17 protein-coding genes and 2 tRNA genes are annotated in these 15,860 nt (G+C 64.3%); 4 read left to right on the top strand and 15 right to left on the bottom strand.

Translation table 11 applies throughout. From position 1 onward, the window contains the following. Positions 1-18: 18 nt before the first annotated feature. The 11 genes from rpoB to F9K20_RS05455 all read right to left on the bottom strand — a co-directional run bounded on the left by rpoB (position 19) and on the right by F9K20_RS05455 (position 10,460). The gene (gene rpoB / locus F9K20_RS05405; RefSeq protein ID WP_290998260.1) at positions 19-4,170 is read right to left on the bottom strand and encodes a DNA-directed RNA polymerase subunit beta; all 4,152 of its coding nucleotides are present in this window, start codon (positions 4,168-4,170) and stop codon (positions 19-21) included. A 224-nt stretch (positions 4,171-4,394) separates the two neighbouring features. After that, positions 4,395-4,769 (bottom strand): 50S ribosomal protein L7/L12, encoded by a 375-nt coding sequence (gene rplL / locus F9K20_RS05410; RefSeq protein ID WP_290998262.1) that lies wholly within the window; start codon positions 4,767-4,769, stop codon positions 4,395-4,397. Positions 4,770-4,860: 91 nt separating this feature from the next. Next, complete coding sequence (gene rplJ / locus F9K20_RS05415; protein ID WP_290998266.1) at positions 4,861-5,379, bottom strand: 50S ribosomal protein L10; 519 nt, start codon at positions 5,377-5,379, stop codon at positions 4,861-4,863. 355 nt (positions 5,380-5,734) lie between these two features. After that, complete coding sequence (gene rplA, locus F9K20_RS05420) at positions 5,735-6,484, bottom strand: 50S ribosomal protein L1 (RefSeq protein ID WP_290998269.1); 750 nt, start codon at positions 6,482-6,484, stop codon at positions 5,735-5,737. Between the two features lie 5 nt (positions 6,485-6,489). Then, positions 6,490-6,918, bottom strand: a complete 429-nt coding sequence (gene rplK, locus F9K20_RS05425; RefSeq protein ID WP_290998271.1) for a 50S ribosomal protein L11 — start codon at positions 6,916-6,918, stop codon at positions 6,490-6,492. 188 nt (positions 6,919-7,106) lie between these two features. Continuing rightward, positions 7,107-7,643, bottom strand: coding sequence for a transcription termination/antitermination protein NusG (gene nusG, locus F9K20_RS05430; RefSeq protein WP_290998273.1), 537 nt, complete (start codon positions 7,641-7,643; stop codon positions 7,107-7,109). A gap of 59 nt (positions 7,644-7,702) precedes the next feature. Further along, positions 7,703-7,900 carry a preprotein translocase subunit SecE gene (secE, locus tag F9K20_RS05435; RefSeq protein ID WP_290998275.1) on the bottom strand — a complete coding sequence of 66 codons (198 nt, stop codon included), beginning with the start codon at positions 7,898-7,900 and terminating at the stop codon, positions 7,703-7,705. Between the two features lie 99 nt (positions 7,901-7,999). Beyond that, positions 8,000-8,075: transfer RNA gene (locus F9K20_RS05440), tRNA-Trp, on the bottom strand. 101 nt (positions 8,076-8,176) lie between these two features. After that, positions 8,177-8,500 carry a YbjQ family protein gene (locus F9K20_RS05445; protein ID WP_290998277.1) on the bottom strand — a complete coding sequence of 108 codons (324 nt, stop codon included), beginning with the start codon at positions 8,498-8,500 and terminating at the stop codon, positions 8,177-8,179. 174 nt (positions 8,501-8,674) lie between these two features. Continuing rightward, complete coding sequence (locus F9K20_RS05450; protein WP_290998280.1) at positions 8,675-9,901, bottom strand: DUF3047 domain-containing protein; 1,227 nt, start codon at positions 9,899-9,901, stop codon at positions 8,675-8,677. Between the two features lie 19 nt (positions 9,902-9,920). Continuing rightward, complete coding sequence (locus F9K20_RS05455) at positions 9,921-10,460, bottom strand: DUF3280 domain-containing protein (protein WP_290998476.1); 540 nt, start codon at positions 10,458-10,460, stop codon at positions 9,921-9,923. Between the two features lie 160 nt (positions 10,461-10,620). Here F9K20_RS05455 and F9K20_RS05460 point away from each other — a divergent pair, with 160 nt between their 5' ends. The 4 genes from F9K20_RS05460 to F9K20_RS05475 all read left to right on the top strand — a co-directional run bounded on the left by F9K20_RS05460 (position 10,621) and on the right by F9K20_RS05475 (position 13,680). Then, complete coding sequence (locus F9K20_RS05460; protein ID WP_290998283.1) at positions 10,621-12,069, top strand: sensor histidine kinase; 1,449 nt, start codon at positions 10,621-10,623, stop codon at positions 12,067-12,069. Next, the gene (locus tag F9K20_RS05465; protein WP_290998286.1) at positions 12,050-12,709 is read left to right on the top strand and encodes a response regulator transcription factor; all 660 of its coding nucleotides are present in this window, start codon (positions 12,050-12,052) and stop codon (positions 12,707-12,709) included. The genes F9K20_RS05460 and F9K20_RS05465 overlap by 20 nt, the downstream gene beginning before the upstream one ends. A gap of 302 nt (positions 12,710-13,011) precedes the next feature. Beyond that, positions 13,012-13,158 (top strand): hypothetical protein, encoded by a 147-nt coding sequence (locus tag F9K20_RS05470; protein ID WP_290998288.1) that lies wholly within the window; start codon positions 13,012-13,014, stop codon positions 13,156-13,158. A gap of 54 nt (positions 13,159-13,212) precedes the next feature. Beyond that, the gene (locus F9K20_RS05475) at positions 13,213-13,680 is read left to right on the top strand and encodes a hypothetical protein (protein WP_290998291.1); all 468 of its coding nucleotides are present in this window, start codon (positions 13,213-13,215) and stop codon (positions 13,678-13,680) included. On the opposite strand, the gene F9K20_RS05480 is transcribed toward F9K20_RS05475, so the two are convergent. The 4 genes from F9K20_RS05480 to F9K20_RS05495 all read right to left on the bottom strand — a co-directional run bounded on the left by F9K20_RS05480 (position 13,666) and on the right by F9K20_RS05495 (position 15,797). Then, positions 13,666-14,037, bottom strand: coding sequence for a YopX family protein (locus tag F9K20_RS05480; protein WP_290998294.1), 372 nt, complete (start codon positions 14,035-14,037; stop codon positions 13,666-13,668). The two genes, F9K20_RS05475 and F9K20_RS05480, sit on opposite strands and share 15 nt — an antisense overlap. Before the next feature lie 204 nt (positions 14,038-14,241). Continuing rightward, positions 14,242-14,315: transfer RNA gene (locus tag F9K20_RS05485), tRNA-Gly, on the bottom strand. 34 nt (positions 14,316-14,349) lie between these two features. After that, positions 14,350-15,405 (bottom strand): zinc-dependent alcohol dehydrogenase family protein, encoded by a 1,056-nt coding sequence (locus F9K20_RS05490; RefSeq protein WP_290998296.1) that lies wholly within the window; start codon positions 15,403-15,405, stop codon positions 14,350-14,352. A 65-nt stretch (positions 15,406-15,470) separates the two neighbouring features. Continuing rightward, entirely contained in the window at positions 15,471-15,797 is a 327-nt protein-coding gene (locus F9K20_RS05495; protein WP_290998299.1) for a cytochrome c, read from the bottom strand. Positions 15,798-15,860: the final 63 nt, after the last annotated feature.

The following is a 15,860-nucleotide window of genomic DNA, read 5'->3' on the forward strand; positions in this document are numbered from 1 at the left end:
CGGACAAAGTTCAAGCGGTCATTCGGCGGCCGGCGGAAGCTGCGGCTGCTTCGCAGGCTCTTCCTCGGGCGCCGGAATGGCGGCGACGTCCGAGTTCTCGAGCTCGACGTTGAGGCCCAGCGCCCGCATTTCCTTGACCAGCACGTTGAAGCTTTCCGGCACGCCGGCCTCGAAGGTGTCGTCGCCGCGGACGATCGCCTCGTAAACCTTGGTGCGGCCGGCGACGTCGTCGGACTTCACCGTCAACATCTCCTGCAACGTGTAGGCGGCGCCATAGGCTTCGAGCGCCCACACCTCCATTTCGCCGAAGCGCTGGCCACCGAACTGCGCCTTGCCGCCCAGCGGCTGCTGGGTGACAAGCGAGTACGGGCCGATGGAGCGCGCATGGATCTTGTCGTCGACAAGGTGGTGCAGCTTCAGGAGGTACTTGTAGCCGACCGTCACCTTGCGATCGAACGGCTCACCCGTACGTCCATCGAACAGCGTCACCTGGCCGGAGCTGTCGAAGCCCGCCGACTTCAGCATCTCGACGATGTCGCCTTCCTTGGCGCCGTCGAACACCGGCGTCGCAATCGGCACACCCTTGGTCAGCTTGTCGGCGATCTCGGCCAGCTCCTCGTCCTTGACGGTCGGCTTGATCTCGTCCTTGCCATAGACCTGCGCCATCGCCTCGCGGAGCTGCTTGGCCTGCCCGCTCTCGTGGAACTTCTGCAGCGCCTCGTCGATGATCCGCCCAAGGCCGCGGCACGCCCAGCCGAGGTGCGTCTCGAGGATCTGCCCCACGTTCATGCGCGACGGCACGCCGAGAGGATTGAGCACGACGTCCACGTGCGTGCCGTCCTCGAGGAACGGCATGTCCTCGCATGGCACGATCATCGACACGACGCCCTTGTTGCCGTGCCGGCCGGCCATCTTGTCGCCCGGCTGGATCTTGCGCTTCACGGCGACGAAGACCTTGACCATCTTCATCACGCCCGGCGGCAGCTCGTCGCCGCGCTGCAGCTTGTCGACCTTGTCGACGAAGCGGCGCTCCAGGCTCTTCTTGGCGTCCTCGTACTGCTTGTTGATCGCCTCGATCTCGCTCTGCGCCTTCTCGTCCTTGAGGCCGAACTCCCACCAGTGGCTGCGTGGAATTTCCTCGAGGATGTCCTCGGTGATGTGCGTGCCCTTGCGCGCCGCCTTGGGGCCCTTCGACACTTCCTTGCCGAGCAGAGCCTCCTTCAGACGCGCATAGACGTTGCGGTCGAGGATCTGCATCTCGTCGTCGCGGTCCTTGGCGAGACGCTCGATCTCCTCGCGCTCGATGGCCATCGCACGCTCGTCCTTCTCGACGCCGTGGCGATTGAACACGCGCACCTCGACGACCGTGCCGGAAACGCCCGGCGGCAGGCGCAGCGAGGTGTCGCGCACGTCGGAAGCCTTCTCGCCGAAGATGGCGCGCAGGAGCTTCTCTTCCGGCGTCATCGGGCTCTCGCCCTTGGGCGTGATCTTGCCGACCAGGATGTCGCCGGGATTCACCTCGGCGCCGATGTACACGATGCCCGCCTCGTCGAGGTTCTTCAGCGCCTCTTCCGAAACGTTGGGGATGTCGCGCGTGATCTCCTCCGGCCCGAGCTTGGTGTCGCGGGCCATCACCTCGAATTCCTCGATGTGGATCGAGGTGAACACGTCGTCGAACACGACGCGCTCGGAAAGCAGGATGCTGTCCTCGAAGTTGTAGCCCATCCACGGCATGAAGGCGACGAGCACGTTCTTGCCGAGCGCCAGATCGCCGAGATCGGTCGAGGGACCATCGGCGATGATCTCGCCGGCTTCGACGGCATCGCCCACGTGCACCAGCGGACGCTGGTTGATGCAGGTGTTCTGGTTGGAGCGCTGGAACTTGCGCAGCCGGTAGATGTCGACGCCCGGCTTCGACGGATCGGTCTCGGCCGTGGCGCGGATGACGATACGCGTGGCGTCCACCTGATCGACGATGCCGGTGCGGCGCGCCGCGATGGCGGCGCCGGAATCGCGCGCCACCACCTCTTCCATGCCGGTGCCGACCAGCGGCGCCTCCGCCTTGATGAGCGGCACGGCCTGGCGCTGCATGTTGGAGCCCATGAGCGCACGGTTGGCGTCGTCGTTCTCGAGGAACGGAATGAGCGCCGCGGCCACCGAGACGAGCTGCTTGGGCGACACGTCGATGTAGTCGACCTTGTCCTGCGGAACGAGCAGCACGTCACCCTGGTAGCGACAGGTGATGAGATCGTCGACCAGCTTGCCCTTGGCGTCGACCTCGGCATTCGCCTGCGCAACGTGGTGGCGCATCTCCTCCATCGCCGACAGGTAGACGACTTGGTCGGTGAGCTTGCCGTTGACCACTTTGCGGTACGGACTCTCGATGAAGCCGTACTTGTTGACGCGCGCAAACGTCGCCAGCGAGTTGATGAGGCCGATGTTCGGGCCTTCCGGCGTCTCGATGGGGCAGATGCGACCGTAGTGGGTCGGATGCACGTCGCGCACCTCGAAGCCGGCGCGCTCGCGCGTCAGGCCGCCCGGACCAAGTGCCGACAGGCGGCGCTTGTGGGTGATCTCCGACAGCGGGTTCGTCTGGTCCATGAACTGCGACAGCTGAGAGGAGCCGAAGAACTCGCGCACGGCGGCCGCCGCCGGCTTGGCGTTGATGAGGTCCTGCGGCATCACGGTGTCGATATCGACGCTCGACATGCGCTCCTTGATGGCGCGCTCCATGCGCAACAGACCGACGCGGTACTGGTTCTCCATCAGCTCGCCGACCGAGCGCACGCGCCGGTTGCCGAGGTGATCGATGTCGTCGATCTCGCCCTTGCCGTCGCGCAGGTCGACCAGCGTCTTGATGACCGCAAGGATGTCCTCCTTGCGCAGCACACGCATGGTGTCCGGCGCGTCGAGCTCGAGACGCATGTTCATCTTCACGCGGCCGACGGCCGACAGGTCGTAGCGCTCTGAGTCGAAGAACAGCGAGTGGAACAGGTTGGTCGCCGCCTCGATCGTCGGCGGCTCACCGGGCCGCATGACCCGGTAGATGTCCATCAACGCCTCTTCCTGATTGGCGTTCTTGTCGATGTTGAGCGTGTTGCGGATGAACGGCCCGATGTTGACATGGTCGATGTCGAGGATCGGGAACTCCTTGACCTTCTGATCCTTCAGCTCGGCCAGGAGCTCGGCGTCGAGCTCATCGCCGGCTTCGGCGTAGATCGCACCCGTTTCCATGTCGACGATGTCGGCGGCGATGTAGCGCCCGGCGAGGTCGTCGGAGGAGACGAGCACCTCCTTGAGGCCGCCTTCAGCCAGCTCGCGCGCCTTGCGGGCGGTGAGCTTCTCGCCTGCCTTGATGATGACCTCGCCCGTCTTGGCGTCGGCCAAGTCGGCCGTCGGCGTCATGCCACGCATCTTCTCGGGCACGAACGGCATCTTCCAGCCGCGCTTCGATTCCTTGATGGTGATATGCTTGTAGAACGTCGCCAGAATCTCCTCGTCGTTGAGACCCAGCGCGTAGAGCAGCGTCGTTACCGGCAGCTTGCGGCGGCGGTCGATGCGGACGTAGACGATGTCCTTGGCATCGAACTCGAAGTCGAGCCACGAGCCGCGGTAGGGGATGATGCGTGCGGCGAACAGCAGCTTGCCCGAGGCGTGCGTACGCCCGCGGTCGTGGTCGAAGAACACACCCGGCGAACGGTGCATCTGAGAAACGATGACGCGCTCGGTGCCATTGATGATGAAGGTGCCGTTCGACGTCATGAGCGGCATGTCGCCCATGTAGACGTCCTGCTCCTTGACGTCCTTGATCGACTTGGAGCCGGTCTCCTCGTTCACATCGAACACGATCAGGCGCAGCTTCACCTTCAGCGGCGCTGAGAAGGTCATGTCGCGCTGCATGCACTCGTCGACGTCGTACTTCGGCGGCTCGAACTCGTAGCGCACGAACTCGAGCGTCGCCCGCCCGGAGAAGTCCGAAATCGGGAACACCGACTTGAACACCGCCTGCAGACCATGATCGTCGGAACGGCCGCCGGGTGGCTCCTTGACCATCAGGAAGTCGTCGTAGGAGCTCTTCTGAACCTCGATCAGGTTCGGCATCTCTGCGACTTCGCGAATGGATCCGAATTTCTTCCGGATGCGCTTGCGGCCGTTGAACGTCTCAGCCATTTCCGCTCCTTGTGATCTGCGCAGGTGACGGCCCGCGCGACTGCTGCCTGCATGGCGAGGGCCGCCAACCCTCGCTTTAGCCTTTAAACGGCTCACCGGAAGGTCCGTTTGAGGGTTGCATGACCCTCAAAAAGACCCTCCGGAGAGACGTCCGATGCTCGCCCTGTTGGAGCGAGCGGAGGCAGGCGACCGGCACCCGATGTGCCCGCCGCCCGCCACCTCGATCACTTCACTTCGACGGTCGCGCCCTGGTCCTCGAGCTGCTTCTTCAACTTCGCAGCCTCGTCCTTGGACACGCCCTCCTTCACGGTCTTGCCGCCGGCCTCGACGAGGTCCTTGGCTTCCTTGAGGCCAAGGCCCGTGATGGCGCGGACTTCCTTGATGACGTTGATCTTCTTCTCGCCACCCGATTTCAGGATGACGGTGAACTCGGTCTGCTCCTCGGCCGGAGCGGCAGCGCCGCCGGCAGGAGCCGCAGCGACGGCGACGGCCGCAGCCGCCGATACGCCCCACTTCTCCTCGAGCATCTTGGCAAGCTCGGCCGCCTGCAGGACGGTGAGGCTGGAGAGATCCTCTACGATCTTCGAAAGATCGGCCATGTTGTTACTTCCTTCGGTTTGAACCTAATGACTGATGCAGTCTGAACTGCGTTCTCGATTTCGTGGCGCCCGTTGAGCGCCGCCCTTGCCGTTATGCGGCCTCGCCCTGCGATGCCTTCGCCTGAATGACGCGCGCAAGCTTGGCTCCCGGCTCCTTGACGGTGCGGGCGATCTTCGTCGCCGGCGCGTTGAGGAGACCGATGAGCTTGGCTCTGAGCTCATCCAGCGATGGCAGTTCGGCGAGCGCTTTGACGGCGTTCGCGTCGAGGACCGTCGAGCCCATGGCGCCGCCGAGAATGACAAGCTTCTCATTCCCCTTGGCGTATGCGACCGACGCCTTCGCCGCCGCGATCGGATCCTGCGAGTAGGCAACGCATGTCTGCCCCTTGAAGAGATCGGCGATCGGTTCGTACGAAGTGTCCTTCAGCGCGAGCTTCGCCAGCCGGTTTTTGGCTACCTTGACCTTGCCGCCAGCTTCTTTGACGCGCTTGCGGTAGTCGGTCAGTTGGGCGACCGTCATTCCGGCATAGTGGGCGACGACCACCAACCCCGTGTCTTTCAACACGGTGTTGAGCGACGTCACGAGCTCACGTTTCGCGGCTCTATCCACCTGCTCACTCCAGTTTACGGATCGGCTCGCTAGACCGGTCCGCGGGTTGCACCTTGCCGCCGTCGGCGGGAACCCCGCTTTGAGGCGACGCTTCGTCTGTCCAACCGCGCGCCCTTGTAAGGCGGCACGGTGCTGACCCAGGTTCAAACCGGCTCTGCGCCCCTCATCGGGGAATGAAACCGGGTTCGCTCCTGTCTCATGCGGGCCCTCTTTGAGGCTTAAGCTGCCAGCATCGCGAAGAGGCTGACGGCACCCACAGTCTCGGACAGTCTTCGGAAGGCGAGCCGAAGCTCATCTTCCGTCTCCACGCGCCGCCCCTTGCGAAAACGACGCGCGAATTCCTCACTCGCCCTCGCTAAGCGAGGGCTTGCCCGCCCCCGAGGCTGGTGGAGTCGATCTTCACTCCGGGCCCCATGGTCGAGCTGATCGAAACCTTCTTCACGTACGTGCCCTTGGCGCCCGACGGCTTGGCCTTCACCACGGCGTCGACGAACGCCTTGATGTTCTCGGCCAACGCACTCTCCGTGAAGCTCGCCTTGCCGACGCCGGCGTGCACGATGCCAGCCTTCTCGACGCGGAACTCCACCGAGCCGCCCTTGGCGCCCTTGACGGCGGTGGTGACGTCCATGGTCACCGTGCCGACGCGCGGGTTGGGCATCAGGCCGCGCGGCCCGAGCACTTTGCCGAGGCGCCCGACGAGGCCCATCAAATCCGGCGTCGCGATGCAGCGATCGAAGTTGATCGTGCCCTTCGACACCTGCTCGACGAGATCCTCGGCACCGACGACGTCGGCCCCCGCCGCCTTCGCCTCATCGGCCTTGGCGCCGCGGGCGAACACGGCAACGCGCGCCGTACGGCCCGAGCCGTTCGGCAGGTTGCACACGCCGCGCACCAGCTGATCGGCGTGCTTGGGGTCGACGCCCAGGTTCATCGCCACCTCGATCGTCTCGTCGAACTTCGCCTTGGCGCGTTCCTTGACCAGCTTGACGGCCTCCTCGATCGAGCAGGCCTTCTCGCGGTTGAGACCGCCGAGCGCTGCCGCCATGCGCTTGCCACCGGCAACGCGGGTCTTCTTGATCGCCTCAGGGCTGAGCTTCTGCGCCATCGCCGTTACTCCTTCACCTGCAGGCCCATCGAGCGGGCGGAGCCGGCGATCGTCTTGGCCGCAGCCTCGACGTCGTCCGTGTTGAGATCCTTCATCTTCAGCTTGGCGATGTCGCGCACCTGCGCCATCGTCACGCTGCCGGCCACGCCGCGGCCTGGGTCCTTGCTGCCCGAGGTGATCTTCGCCGCCTTCTTGAGGAAGAACGACGCCGGCGGCGTGCGCATCTCGAACGTGAAGGAGCGATCGGAGAAGACCGTGATCTTCACCGGGATGGGCGTGCCCTGCTCCATGTCCTTCGTCTTCGCGTTGAACGACTTGCAGAACTCCATGATGTTGACGCCGCGCTGACCCAGCGCGGGACCGATGGGCGGCGAGGGATTGGCCGCCCCCGCCGGCACCTGCAAGTTGATGTAGCCTTCAATTTTCTTCGCCATGGTCTCCCCTTAGCACTTGACGGGAAGGGGCTTTCCTTCCCAGGGTTAGCGGTCCGACGGGCCTCATGGCCCTCCCGCGGGTTTTCCGCAGGGAGGCCTCGTGAGAGGCTGTCCTTGCGGCTCTGACAGACAGACGAGCATCAGCGCGTCCGCCGTATTTCTCGAGCTCCTCATTGAGCTCCGGCGGTCTAGCCCGGCACCTTCTCCACCTGGCCGAACTCGAGTTCGACCGGTGTCGGCCGCCCGAAGATCGACACGGCCACCTTGAGCCGCGAACGCTCCTCGTCGACCTCTTCCACGTGGCCCTGGAAGGATGCGAACGGGCCATCGGCCACTTTCACCTGCTCGCCCACCTCGAAGGTGATCGAGGGCTTCGGCCGCTCCACGCCTTCCTTGACCTGATGGAGGATGCGCATCGCCTCATCCTCCGAAATCGGCATCGGCTTGTTCTCCGCGCCGAGAAAACCCGTGACCTTGGGCGTGTTCTTGATCAACAGAAACGCCGGGTCGGTCATCTCCATCTTCACCAGCACGTAGCCGGGGAGAAACTTCCGCTCGGCCTGCACCTTGCGGCCGCGCTTGACCTCGACCACCTCTTCGGTCGGCACCAAGACTTCCTCGAACAGATGCTCGAGGCCCGCTGCCTTGGCGCGCTCCCGGATGGCATCGGCCACCTTGCGCTCGAAATTCGTGTACGCGTGCACGATATACCAGCGCTTCGCCATGGCCGCTCTTTCAGGGCGCGTTTGCGCAACTTGGGTCGTCACTAGTTTTTAGCTCCGGTTCAGCGGTTCGCGCCCAGCACGAGCTGGACGAGCCATCCGATCGCTTGATCCGTGATTAGGAAGAATACCGAGGCCAGGCTGACCATGATCAAAACCATGAGGGTGGTGATCCACACCTCTTTCCAGGTAGGCCAAGTGACCTTGGAGGTTTCCTGGCGAACCTCCTGAATAAACTCGACCGGGTTGTATTTAGCCATTAATTTGACTTTCCCGGGCGCCATGCGACAACCTGACGCACCCCAAGCGCCGGTTGTTGGCACATCCGGCGCCCTCGCCACGGATGCGACCATACGATTTGGCAGGGGCGGAGGGTCTCGAACCCCCAACCTTCGGTTTTGGAGACCGACGCTCTGCCAATTGAGCTACACCCCTTTTTCGCGGAAAAGCGCGCGCTTGCCTCCGCGGGGGCGGCATACTTACCCGAAGTTTTCCCCCTTGTCACTTGCCAGTGACGAAATTGTCGCGAGCCGGAATCAGGGGGCCGGCTCGACCACTACCGCGGTCCCATAAGCCAGCACCTCCGTCACCGCCGCGGCGATCTCGTTGGCGTCATAGCGCATCGCCAGCACCGCGTTGGCCCCCATGGCCTCGGCGTGCTCGATCAGCTGATCAAAGGCTTCCTGGCGCGCATCCTCCGCCAGCCTTGTATATAGAGTGATGTTGCCGCCAAAGAAGATCTGGATCGCGGCGCCGATGTTGCCGATGACGCTGCGCGAGCGGACGGTGAGGCCGCGCACGACGCCAAGGTGCTTTACGACCCGGTAGCCCGGCAGGTCGTTGGTCGTCACCACCATCATCGCTGTCGTCCCCGCCAGCCTCTCGCCGCCTCTCGCTTAGCGGAAAAACACGTTTTCCTCCAGCCGCCGTCGGGGAAAGCGCCCCGGTCCGTTCGGCGCCGGACCGGGGCGCTGGCGGGCCTAGGCGTCGCCGTCGGGCCCGCCAAACGCAGGCAGGTTTTCAACCGGGCGGCATCAGAGCCTTTGGAGCGGGCGGCCGGGCTGGGAGATCTGAATGTCGGCAAAGCGGCAGCTTCCCTGCCGCCGCTGGATCACCGTTACTCCCAAGAGCCAGATGCGGACGATCGACTTTGCCGGGCCGCCGATGTGGTCATTATAGTCGGCATAAAGATCGCGCTCCTCGCGCTGCCAGGCGCCGAGACCGGTGGCGCCGCTACGGATGGCCATGTGGGTCTCGACTGGCGTCCAGCGCGGGAACGGACAACGGAAGGCGGTGCCAGTGGGCAGGCCCTGGCTCCAGATGTACGTGAGGTCCTGCCCGTCATCGAACTCGGCGCCGATCGACAGGTAGTCGTGCGTGGTGAACTCGTTCTCGGGATGCAGCGAGGGAAGCTCCTCGATGATCCAGCGCCAATTCAGCTTGGTGTCGGGTTTCAGCTCGATCGACACGGGCCGCTGCAAGATGCCGGCGTTCTTGTGCGACTGGCAGGAAATCTGCCCGTTGCCGAGATCGTTGAAGATGACGGGTCCGCCGCCGAGCATGTAGAGGTTATGCCAGCCCGGCGGCAGTCGGCGCGGGCTCTCGATGCGCGCGACCTCGGCGCCGATGACGCCACCGACGTCGCCGTGCGCCAGCAGGCTCTTCAGGCCTTTCAGCGCGCCGCCGCGCCACGCCAGCGCCACGCCGTAGATGTTGGCCTCGACTTGCTTATAGGCGTCCTCCGGCGTCCACAGCTCGCCATCCTCGCTCCGCCATTCGGCGAGCGAGCGTGCGATCTCGATGGGACCGTCATGCGCCGCCACCATCGTGCCTGTGTTGCTCATCGGATTGTAGATCGGCCGCTGCCCACGGCTGCGCGCATGAAACGCGGTGCCGGGCTCCACCCACAGGTCGAGATCGCGCGCCAGCCACAGCCGCCCACCGAGCAGGAAGGTCACGGCTTGCCCCTTGGCGGGCTTGAGGCCGAGATCCTTCCACGGCATGTCGCCGCTGCCGAGCTCGAACACGCGATAGGCAAGCAGCTCCTGCGATTTCGCGCGCGCGATCAAGTCCTGCAGCCCGGCCACGAACTCGGCGCGATCGAGAAAGCTCAACGCCTCGCCGGCGACGGCTTGGTCGAGCGCAGCCGTCGCTAGCGGCAGGCTGAGCCCCAGCGCCGCAAGCCTAGCCAGCATGTCGCGCCGGCTGGGCGCATCGGCATTGCCGCGCGCGCATTCCTCATGCATCGGTGATGTGCACATAGGTCCTCCCCTTGGTCTCTTACTGTCCCTGACTCGGCGACGCGGCCCCGCGCCTCGCATTGCTGAGCGTGCCGACCATGTATTCGGCAGCGCGCTGCCAGGCCTTCTCGTTGTCGCCGCGGAAGTCGAACACGCGGGCGTAAACCGTCCGGCCGCTGGCGACGTCCTTGATCTCGATGTGCAGGCTGCCGATGAGCGTGCTGACCTTCCAGAACCAGCCGATCAGCACCGCATCCGCCCCTGCGCGGCGCGCGATGTCGATCTCGCAGCCGTTGCAGCTGCGCAGGAAGGTGCCGGAATTCACGCTGGCGACGGCGCTGTCGACGCGCGGCTGCGGAACGACCCTGTAGAGACCTGAGGCCTCGATCTTCTCCCCGACCAGGCGGGTGAGCGCCGCCAGCATCGCGTCATGCCGCGTCGGCGATCCGACCTCACCCGAGGTATCGTGGATCTCGAACGGCAGCACGGCGATGGTTTGCGGAGGCCCCTCGGCCCACGCGCAGGCTGCCCAGGCGAGGAGACTGGCCACGACCCAGGCGGCACGATGAATGCGGCACACATTTTCCAAGTTGATCGGTCCCTTTTGCTTTCCAAGCCCGCGTAAGCGAACGCTAGGAATGGCAGCGGGGCACGGATACGGCCGGTCACCCGAGAAGCATCGGGCAAATTGCCCGAACACAGTCTGCTATCCTGCCGACGAGCCCGAATTGGATGGGGACATGCCCGCTGCCCTACGCCCGGATACCGCCCCGCGCATCAGGTCCGTGGACCTGAAGCGCTCGCTGACTTTGCGCATCGCGATTGTTGCCACGGCCTGTCTGGCGCTGGTGACGGCGATTGCCCTCATCGAGACGCATGCCGAGGAGCAGCGGCGCGCCGCGACAACCGCCGATCTCGTGGCCAAGCAGCTCGATCTCCAGCTGATGCGCATCAACGCCGGCTTCGACCTGTCGAACCGTTTCCCCGACTTGGACGTCGTCGTCGATAACGCCGCCGCCGGCGGCCAGTGCGTGCGCTTCTACGACGAGCGGGGAGAGATGAAGCGCGGCAGCTGCGTCGGCGCCGCAACCTCCGACAAGCGCGCCCCCGAGTGGTTCTCAGCCGTCTCGGGGCTGCTGTTCTCTCCCGGTGACGGCGTGCAGCGCCCGGTCACCTACAAAGGTTCCAGTTACGGCGCCGTCGTCGTCTCCTCCGACCCGGAGGCCGTCACTGCCCGCGTGTGGCGCGAGATCAAGCACCCGCTGATCCTCACTTTCCTCACCATCGCCTCGCTGTCGGTCTTCGTCTATGTCGCCATCGCCCGCGCGCTGCGGCCGACGCAGCAGGTCATCGCCGGCTTGAACCGGCTCGCCGACGGCGACTTCAGCCACCGTCTGCCTGCCTTCCGGCTCGCCGAGCTGCAGCGCATCAGCGAGGTCGCCAATCAACTCGCCGGCAAAATCGAGGCGACGCTGGCCGAGCGCGGCGAGCTCACCAAGCGGCTGATGAATATTCAGGAGGACGAGCGGCGCCACCTCGCCCGCGAGCTGCACGACGAGTTCGGCCAGAACCTCACCGCCATCAACGCCCTCGCCGCCTCCATCGAGAAGGCGGCAGAGCAGGACTGTCCCGACGTATGCATTGAGGCGCGCAGCCTGGGGCAGATTTCCATGCGCATGATGCAGTCGCTGCGTGGCACGCTCCTGCGTCTGCGACCCGCGGACTTCGACAAGTTCGGCCTCGTGGAGAGCCTGCGGCAGCTGGTCGACGTGTGGAGCGCCAGCCGGCGCCAGACGCGTTTTGAGCTCAGCGTGCCGCGCACCCTTGGCGCCCTTCCCGACAACGCCGCCATCCACATCTTCCGCATCGCCCAGGAGGGCCTGACCAACGCCGCCAAGCACGCGCAGGCCAGCACCGTGCGCCTGAGCGTCGAGCCCATCCCGGCATCGGGGGCTAGGGGCCGAGATGCAGCGGGCATCCGCCTCACCATCGAGGACGACGGGGCGGGGCGCGGCGCCAACGGCGTGCCCGCCGCCGGCGGCAGGGGCCTGCTCAACATGCAAGAGCGGGTGGCGGCGCTCGGCGGCTCCATATCATTCGACGACCGCCCCGATGCCGGCCTCAGGGTGCGCGTCATCGTTCCGGTCCATCCCGAGGAGAGAGCGGCGGATGAGCTCAGCCGGCATTAGCATTATGCTCGTCGATGATCACGCCGTGGTGCGCGAGGGCTACCGGCGGCTGATCGAGAAGCACAAGCACATGCAGGTCGTCGCCGAGGCGCCCGACGGCGCCGCCGCCTATCGCGACTATAAGGTGCACCAGCCTGACGTCGTGGTGCTCGACCTGTCGATGCCCGGCAAAGGCGGCATCGAGGTCATTCGGCACCTGCGCCAGTGGGACCCCAACGCGCGCATCCTGGTGTTCACCATGCACCAGAACGGCGCCTACGCCCTGCAGGCGTTCCAGGCCGGCGCGCAAGGGTACATCACCAAGAGCAGCGCGCCGGAGCTGCTGATCAGTGCCATCCGCGACGTCGCCGCCGGCAAGAAGGCGTTGAGCCCGGATGTGAGCCACGAGCTGGCCCTGATGCGCGTCGAGTCCATCGTCCCCGCCAATCTCACCGCAAGGGAGTTCGACATCTTCCGCATGATCGCCGAGGCCAAGTCGGTGGCCGAGATCGCAGCGACGCTCAACCTCAGCGCCAAGACCGTTTCCAACTACCACTACCTGATCAAGTCCAAGCTCGGCGTTTCGTCCGACGTGGAGCTGGTGCATCTGGCCATGCGCATGAAGATCGTCGACCCGGACAAGCTGTCGTCGGCCGATTAGCGGCTGGCTCGTTCAGAGGTCGAGAGAATGGAGCGGGTGAAGGGAATCGAACCCTCGTATTCAGCTTGGAAGCAATAGTGTCATGCGTTGTTGGTCAAAGGGTTAGCTGGGGTTTGGCAGTGTTTTGGCAGTAGCTGGGAGGCGTTTCGGAGTGTGCTGCTATGAGCAGCGCCGCGAAGTGATTTGGTGGCGGTCAAGCGGAAAGTGGGTGCTGTGTATATAGCGGGGACAGAAGCCCACAGAATACATTTCGTCAGTCCGCAAATCAGACATGATCGGCTCAACGCTCATGGAGAGTTGAGATGCCGGATGATGATGAAGTGAAGCAGGACCTGGACTGGGAGCCGGTTCCGCTGCGCGATCACTTGGAGTTCGCGTTGGACACGCTGGTCAAGGAGTACATGGCGGCGACTGAAGAAATGATCCGTCGGATGAAGAAGGCGGGCTGAGTATTCAAATGGAAGCCCCGTCTTCTGGCGGGGCTTTTGCGTATGGGGGGCGCTATGAAGAATATCGAGCGATTTAATCTGTACACTGCGTATTTGCTAGGCAAGCTATACGACCAGTTCCCGGTCGCGCGAGCGATCGACATAAAGGACGTGATTGAGGCTCTCAAGCTTCCACCACAGAAAGCGGACCCAAAGCAAAACGCCGAGAGCAAGGAGATGGCGTTCGTTGTGCACACGCTTCAATGGCTGGTGGACACTGGTTACCTGATCATGCGGGAGAGCGGCGCTCATGTGAAACGATACGTGCTCTCGCCAAAGGCATTCGAAGCGTTGAACGCTACGTTGAGTGCTTTGGAAGGTAAGAAAGCAGAACCGACGGAGAAGAGCGTGGGCGAAGTCCTGTCGGACGCGGCGGCTGATGCAGGAAAAGAGATGGCGAAGGAGACGTGGAAGCAGGTGTCTTCGCAGATCGTCGGCCAGGTTATCGGACACGCCGTGAAAGTGATTTCAGGACCGACCTAGCAACTCTGGGTTCTTGTAGATGTTGCCCTGGACCGTCGCGCTTCCAGCTATTTCTTCAAGGCAAAAATCTACGCCCCCATTTATGCCGATGGCCTCGAACATCGCGCGGTCGGTGTATTCGACGCGCCACCAATCGGCGTCTTCTTCGAGAATATCCCCCTCGTAGATGTCCGTGCCGTTCTTGTCTTTGAGGCCAGTGAATTGCATGAGCTCAAGGTCTGTAGTGTTTTGCACCTCCAGGGGTAGTCGGCCGTCGTGCGCCTGAACGAGATTGTGTGGGGTGCCGAACATTACTTGGAGGACAGTCAGCATTTTGAGTTGCCGTTTATCCCAAGCCCTGAACTTGATCTCGCGCATATATCGTCAGTGTACGCACGAGCAGCGTCCGCGCAAGCTCGCGGTGTGGCCTGGTTTTGGCAGTAGCTTGGCAGTGGAACGTGCCGCGCTTGGAAATCGAAGCAGCAGGAAAATCAGGGCTTCGTGAGCGCAAGGGCCGTTAGAGCATCAGTCGTTCGTAACTCTGCAACGGCCTGATAGTTCGTCAATGTTTTCTGTGGGTTATGGAGCGGGTGAAGGGAATCGAACCCTCGTATTCAGCTTGGAAGGCTGCTGCTCTACCATTGAGCTACACCCGCGTCGCCTCTCTCAATAGTTAGCGCCGCGCCACAGTCAAGCGCCGCGCTTTGTCGCCGGCCGCCGGCCCGCGCCTGCGCCGGCGCCGTCGGGCACGAGAACCGCGGCGCCGACGAGGCGCCCGGCACGCAGGGCGGCGATCGTCTCGTTCGCCTCGCTGAGAGGAAAGGTCGTGACATGCGGCCGGATGGGCACGCGCGGGGCGAGCGCGAGGAACTCGATGGCGTCCTGGCGGGTGAGGTTGGCCACCGAGCGCACGACGCGCTCCCCCCATAGCAGGTCGTACGGCATCGCCGGAATATCGGTCATGTGGATGCCGCCCAGCACCAGCGTGCCGCCCTTTTCCAGCGCCTTGAGCGCCAGTGGCACCAGCGGGCCGACGGGAGCGAAGATGATGGCGGCGTCGAGTAGCTTGGGGGGCATCTCCTCGGACGCTCCCGCCCATACCGCTCCGAGCTCGCGGGCGAGCTTCTGCGCGGACCGATCGCCGGAGCGCGTGAAGGCGTAGACCTCCTGCCCCTCGTGCACGGCGAGCTGCGCCACGATGTGCGCCGCCGCGCCGAACCCGTAGATGCCGAGGCGGCGCGCGGAGCGCACCAGCTTCCACGAGCGGTAGCCGATGAGGCCGGCGCACATCAGCGGCGCTGCCTCGGCATCCGAGTACGCGGGCGGTATGGGGAAGGCGTAGTGAGAATCGGCGGTGATGAACTCGGCATAGCCGCCGTCGAGCGTGTAGCCGGTGAACTTCGGCCGCTCGCACAGGTTCTCGCGCCCCGAGCGGCAGTAGCTGCAGCGCCCGCAAGTGTAGCCCAGCCACGGCACGCCCACGCGGTCGCCGACCTTGATGCCGCGCACGCTGGGGCCGATTGCCTCCACCCGGCCGATCACCTCGTGCCCGGGAATGACGTGCGGCTTGGGGTGCGGCAGATCTCCGTCGAGCACGTGCAGGTCGGTGCGGCAGATGCCGCAGGCGCCGACGCGCACCAGGAGATTTCTCCCTGTGGGGAGCTTCACGGAACGATACGCCGGACGCAGCGGCACACCGGCCCCGGAAAACTCCATGGCTGACATGCGCTTTGGCAAAGAGGTCATGGCGAGCCCTAAGCTTCCGCGGCAAGCTTAACCGATACTCCCCAACGAGGCGTCAAGCGCCCCGGTCACTCCTTCGGGGTGCGCAGGCTCATGATGTAGGCGATGACGTTGTCCATATCGTCCGGGGGGATGATGAAATCGGGCATATTGGGATGCGAAGTCTGCAGCCACACGGCCAGCGCCCGCGGGCTCATACCTTGTGAATCCGCTACCTCCTGGAAGCTCGGGATGTCGGTGAAGAGAAAGTTGGTGTCCTTCTCGACCGCATGACAATCGGCGCACACCTTCTGCGCGTAGGCGTGCCCCGCGTCCTTGTCGCCGAGCTCGACCGCGCTCGCCCCGACGGGCAGCAGTGCAAATGCAACGGCCAAATACTGCAGCAAGCGTGACATGCGATCCTCCGCGCGGGCTTCGCATCAGGATAGGCGTCCCACAGGCCCGTTCGAATGATCTGC

This window comes from Hyphomicrobium sp. (assembly GCF_009026145.1).
Classification (GTDB): Bacteria; Pseudomonadota; Alphaproteobacteria; order Rhizobiales; family Hyphomicrobiaceae; genus Hyphomicrobium_A.

What these genes read in the sequence shown, in the direction of transcription:
- rpoB (WP_290998260.1), bottom strand. Translation starts at nt 4,170, where the DNA reads ATGGCTGAGACGTTCAACGGCCGCAAGCGCATCCGGAAGAAATTCGGA.
- rplL (WP_290998262.1), bottom strand. Translation starts at nt 4,769, where the DNA reads ATGGCCGATCTTTCGAAGATCGTAGAGGATCTCTCCAGCCTCACCGTC.
- rplA (WP_290998269.1), bottom strand. Translation starts at nt 6,484, where the DNA reads ATGGCGCAGAAGCTCAGCCCTGAGGCGATCAAGAAGACCCGCGTTGCC.
- rplK (WP_290998271.1), bottom strand. Translation starts at nt 6,918, where the DNA reads ATGGCGAAGAAAATTGAAGGCTACATCAACTTGCAGGTGCCGGCGGGG.
- nusG (WP_290998273.1), bottom strand. Translation starts at nt 7,643, where the DNA reads ATGGCGAAGCGCTGGTATATCGTGCACGCGTACACGAATTTCGAGCGC.
- secE (WP_290998275.1), bottom strand. Translation starts at nt 7,900, where the DNA reads ATGGCTAAATACAACCCGGTCGAGTTTATTCAGGAGGTTCGCCAGGAA.
- F9K20_RS05445 (WP_290998277.1), bottom strand. Translation starts at nt 8,500, where the DNA reads ATGATGGTGGTGACGACCAACGACCTGCCGGGCTACCGGGTCGTAAAG.
- F9K20_RS05450 (WP_290998280.1), bottom strand. Translation starts at nt 9,901, where the DNA reads ATGTGCACATCACCGATGCATGAGGAATGCGCGCGCGGCAATGCCGAT.
- F9K20_RS05460 (WP_290998283.1), top strand. Translation starts at nt 10,621, where the DNA reads ATGCCCGCTGCCCTACGCCCGGATACCGCCCCGCGCATCAGGTCCGTG.
- F9K20_RS05465 (WP_290998286.1), top strand. Translation starts at nt 12,050, where the DNA reads ATGAGCTCAGCCGGCATTAGCATTATGCTCGTCGATGATCACGCCGTG.
- F9K20_RS05470 (WP_290998288.1), top strand. Translation starts at nt 13,012, where the DNA reads ATGCCGGATGATGATGAAGTGAAGCAGGACCTGGACTGGGAGCCGGTT.
- F9K20_RS05475 (WP_290998291.1), top strand. Translation starts at nt 13,213, where the DNA reads ATGAAGAATATCGAGCGATTTAATCTGTACACTGCGTATTTGCTAGGC.
- F9K20_RS05480 (WP_290998294.1), bottom strand. Translation starts at nt 14,037, where the DNA reads ATGCGCGAGATCAAGTTCAGGGCTTGGGATAAACGGCAACTCAAAATG.
- F9K20_RS05490 (WP_290998296.1), bottom strand. Translation starts at nt 15,405, where the DNA reads ATGACCTCTTTGCCAAAGCGCATGTCAGCCATGGAGTTTTCCGGGGCC.
- F9K20_RS05495 (WP_290998299.1), bottom strand. Translation starts at nt 15,797, where the DNA reads ATGTCACGCTTGCTGCAGTATTTGGCCGTTGCATTTGCACTGCTGCCC.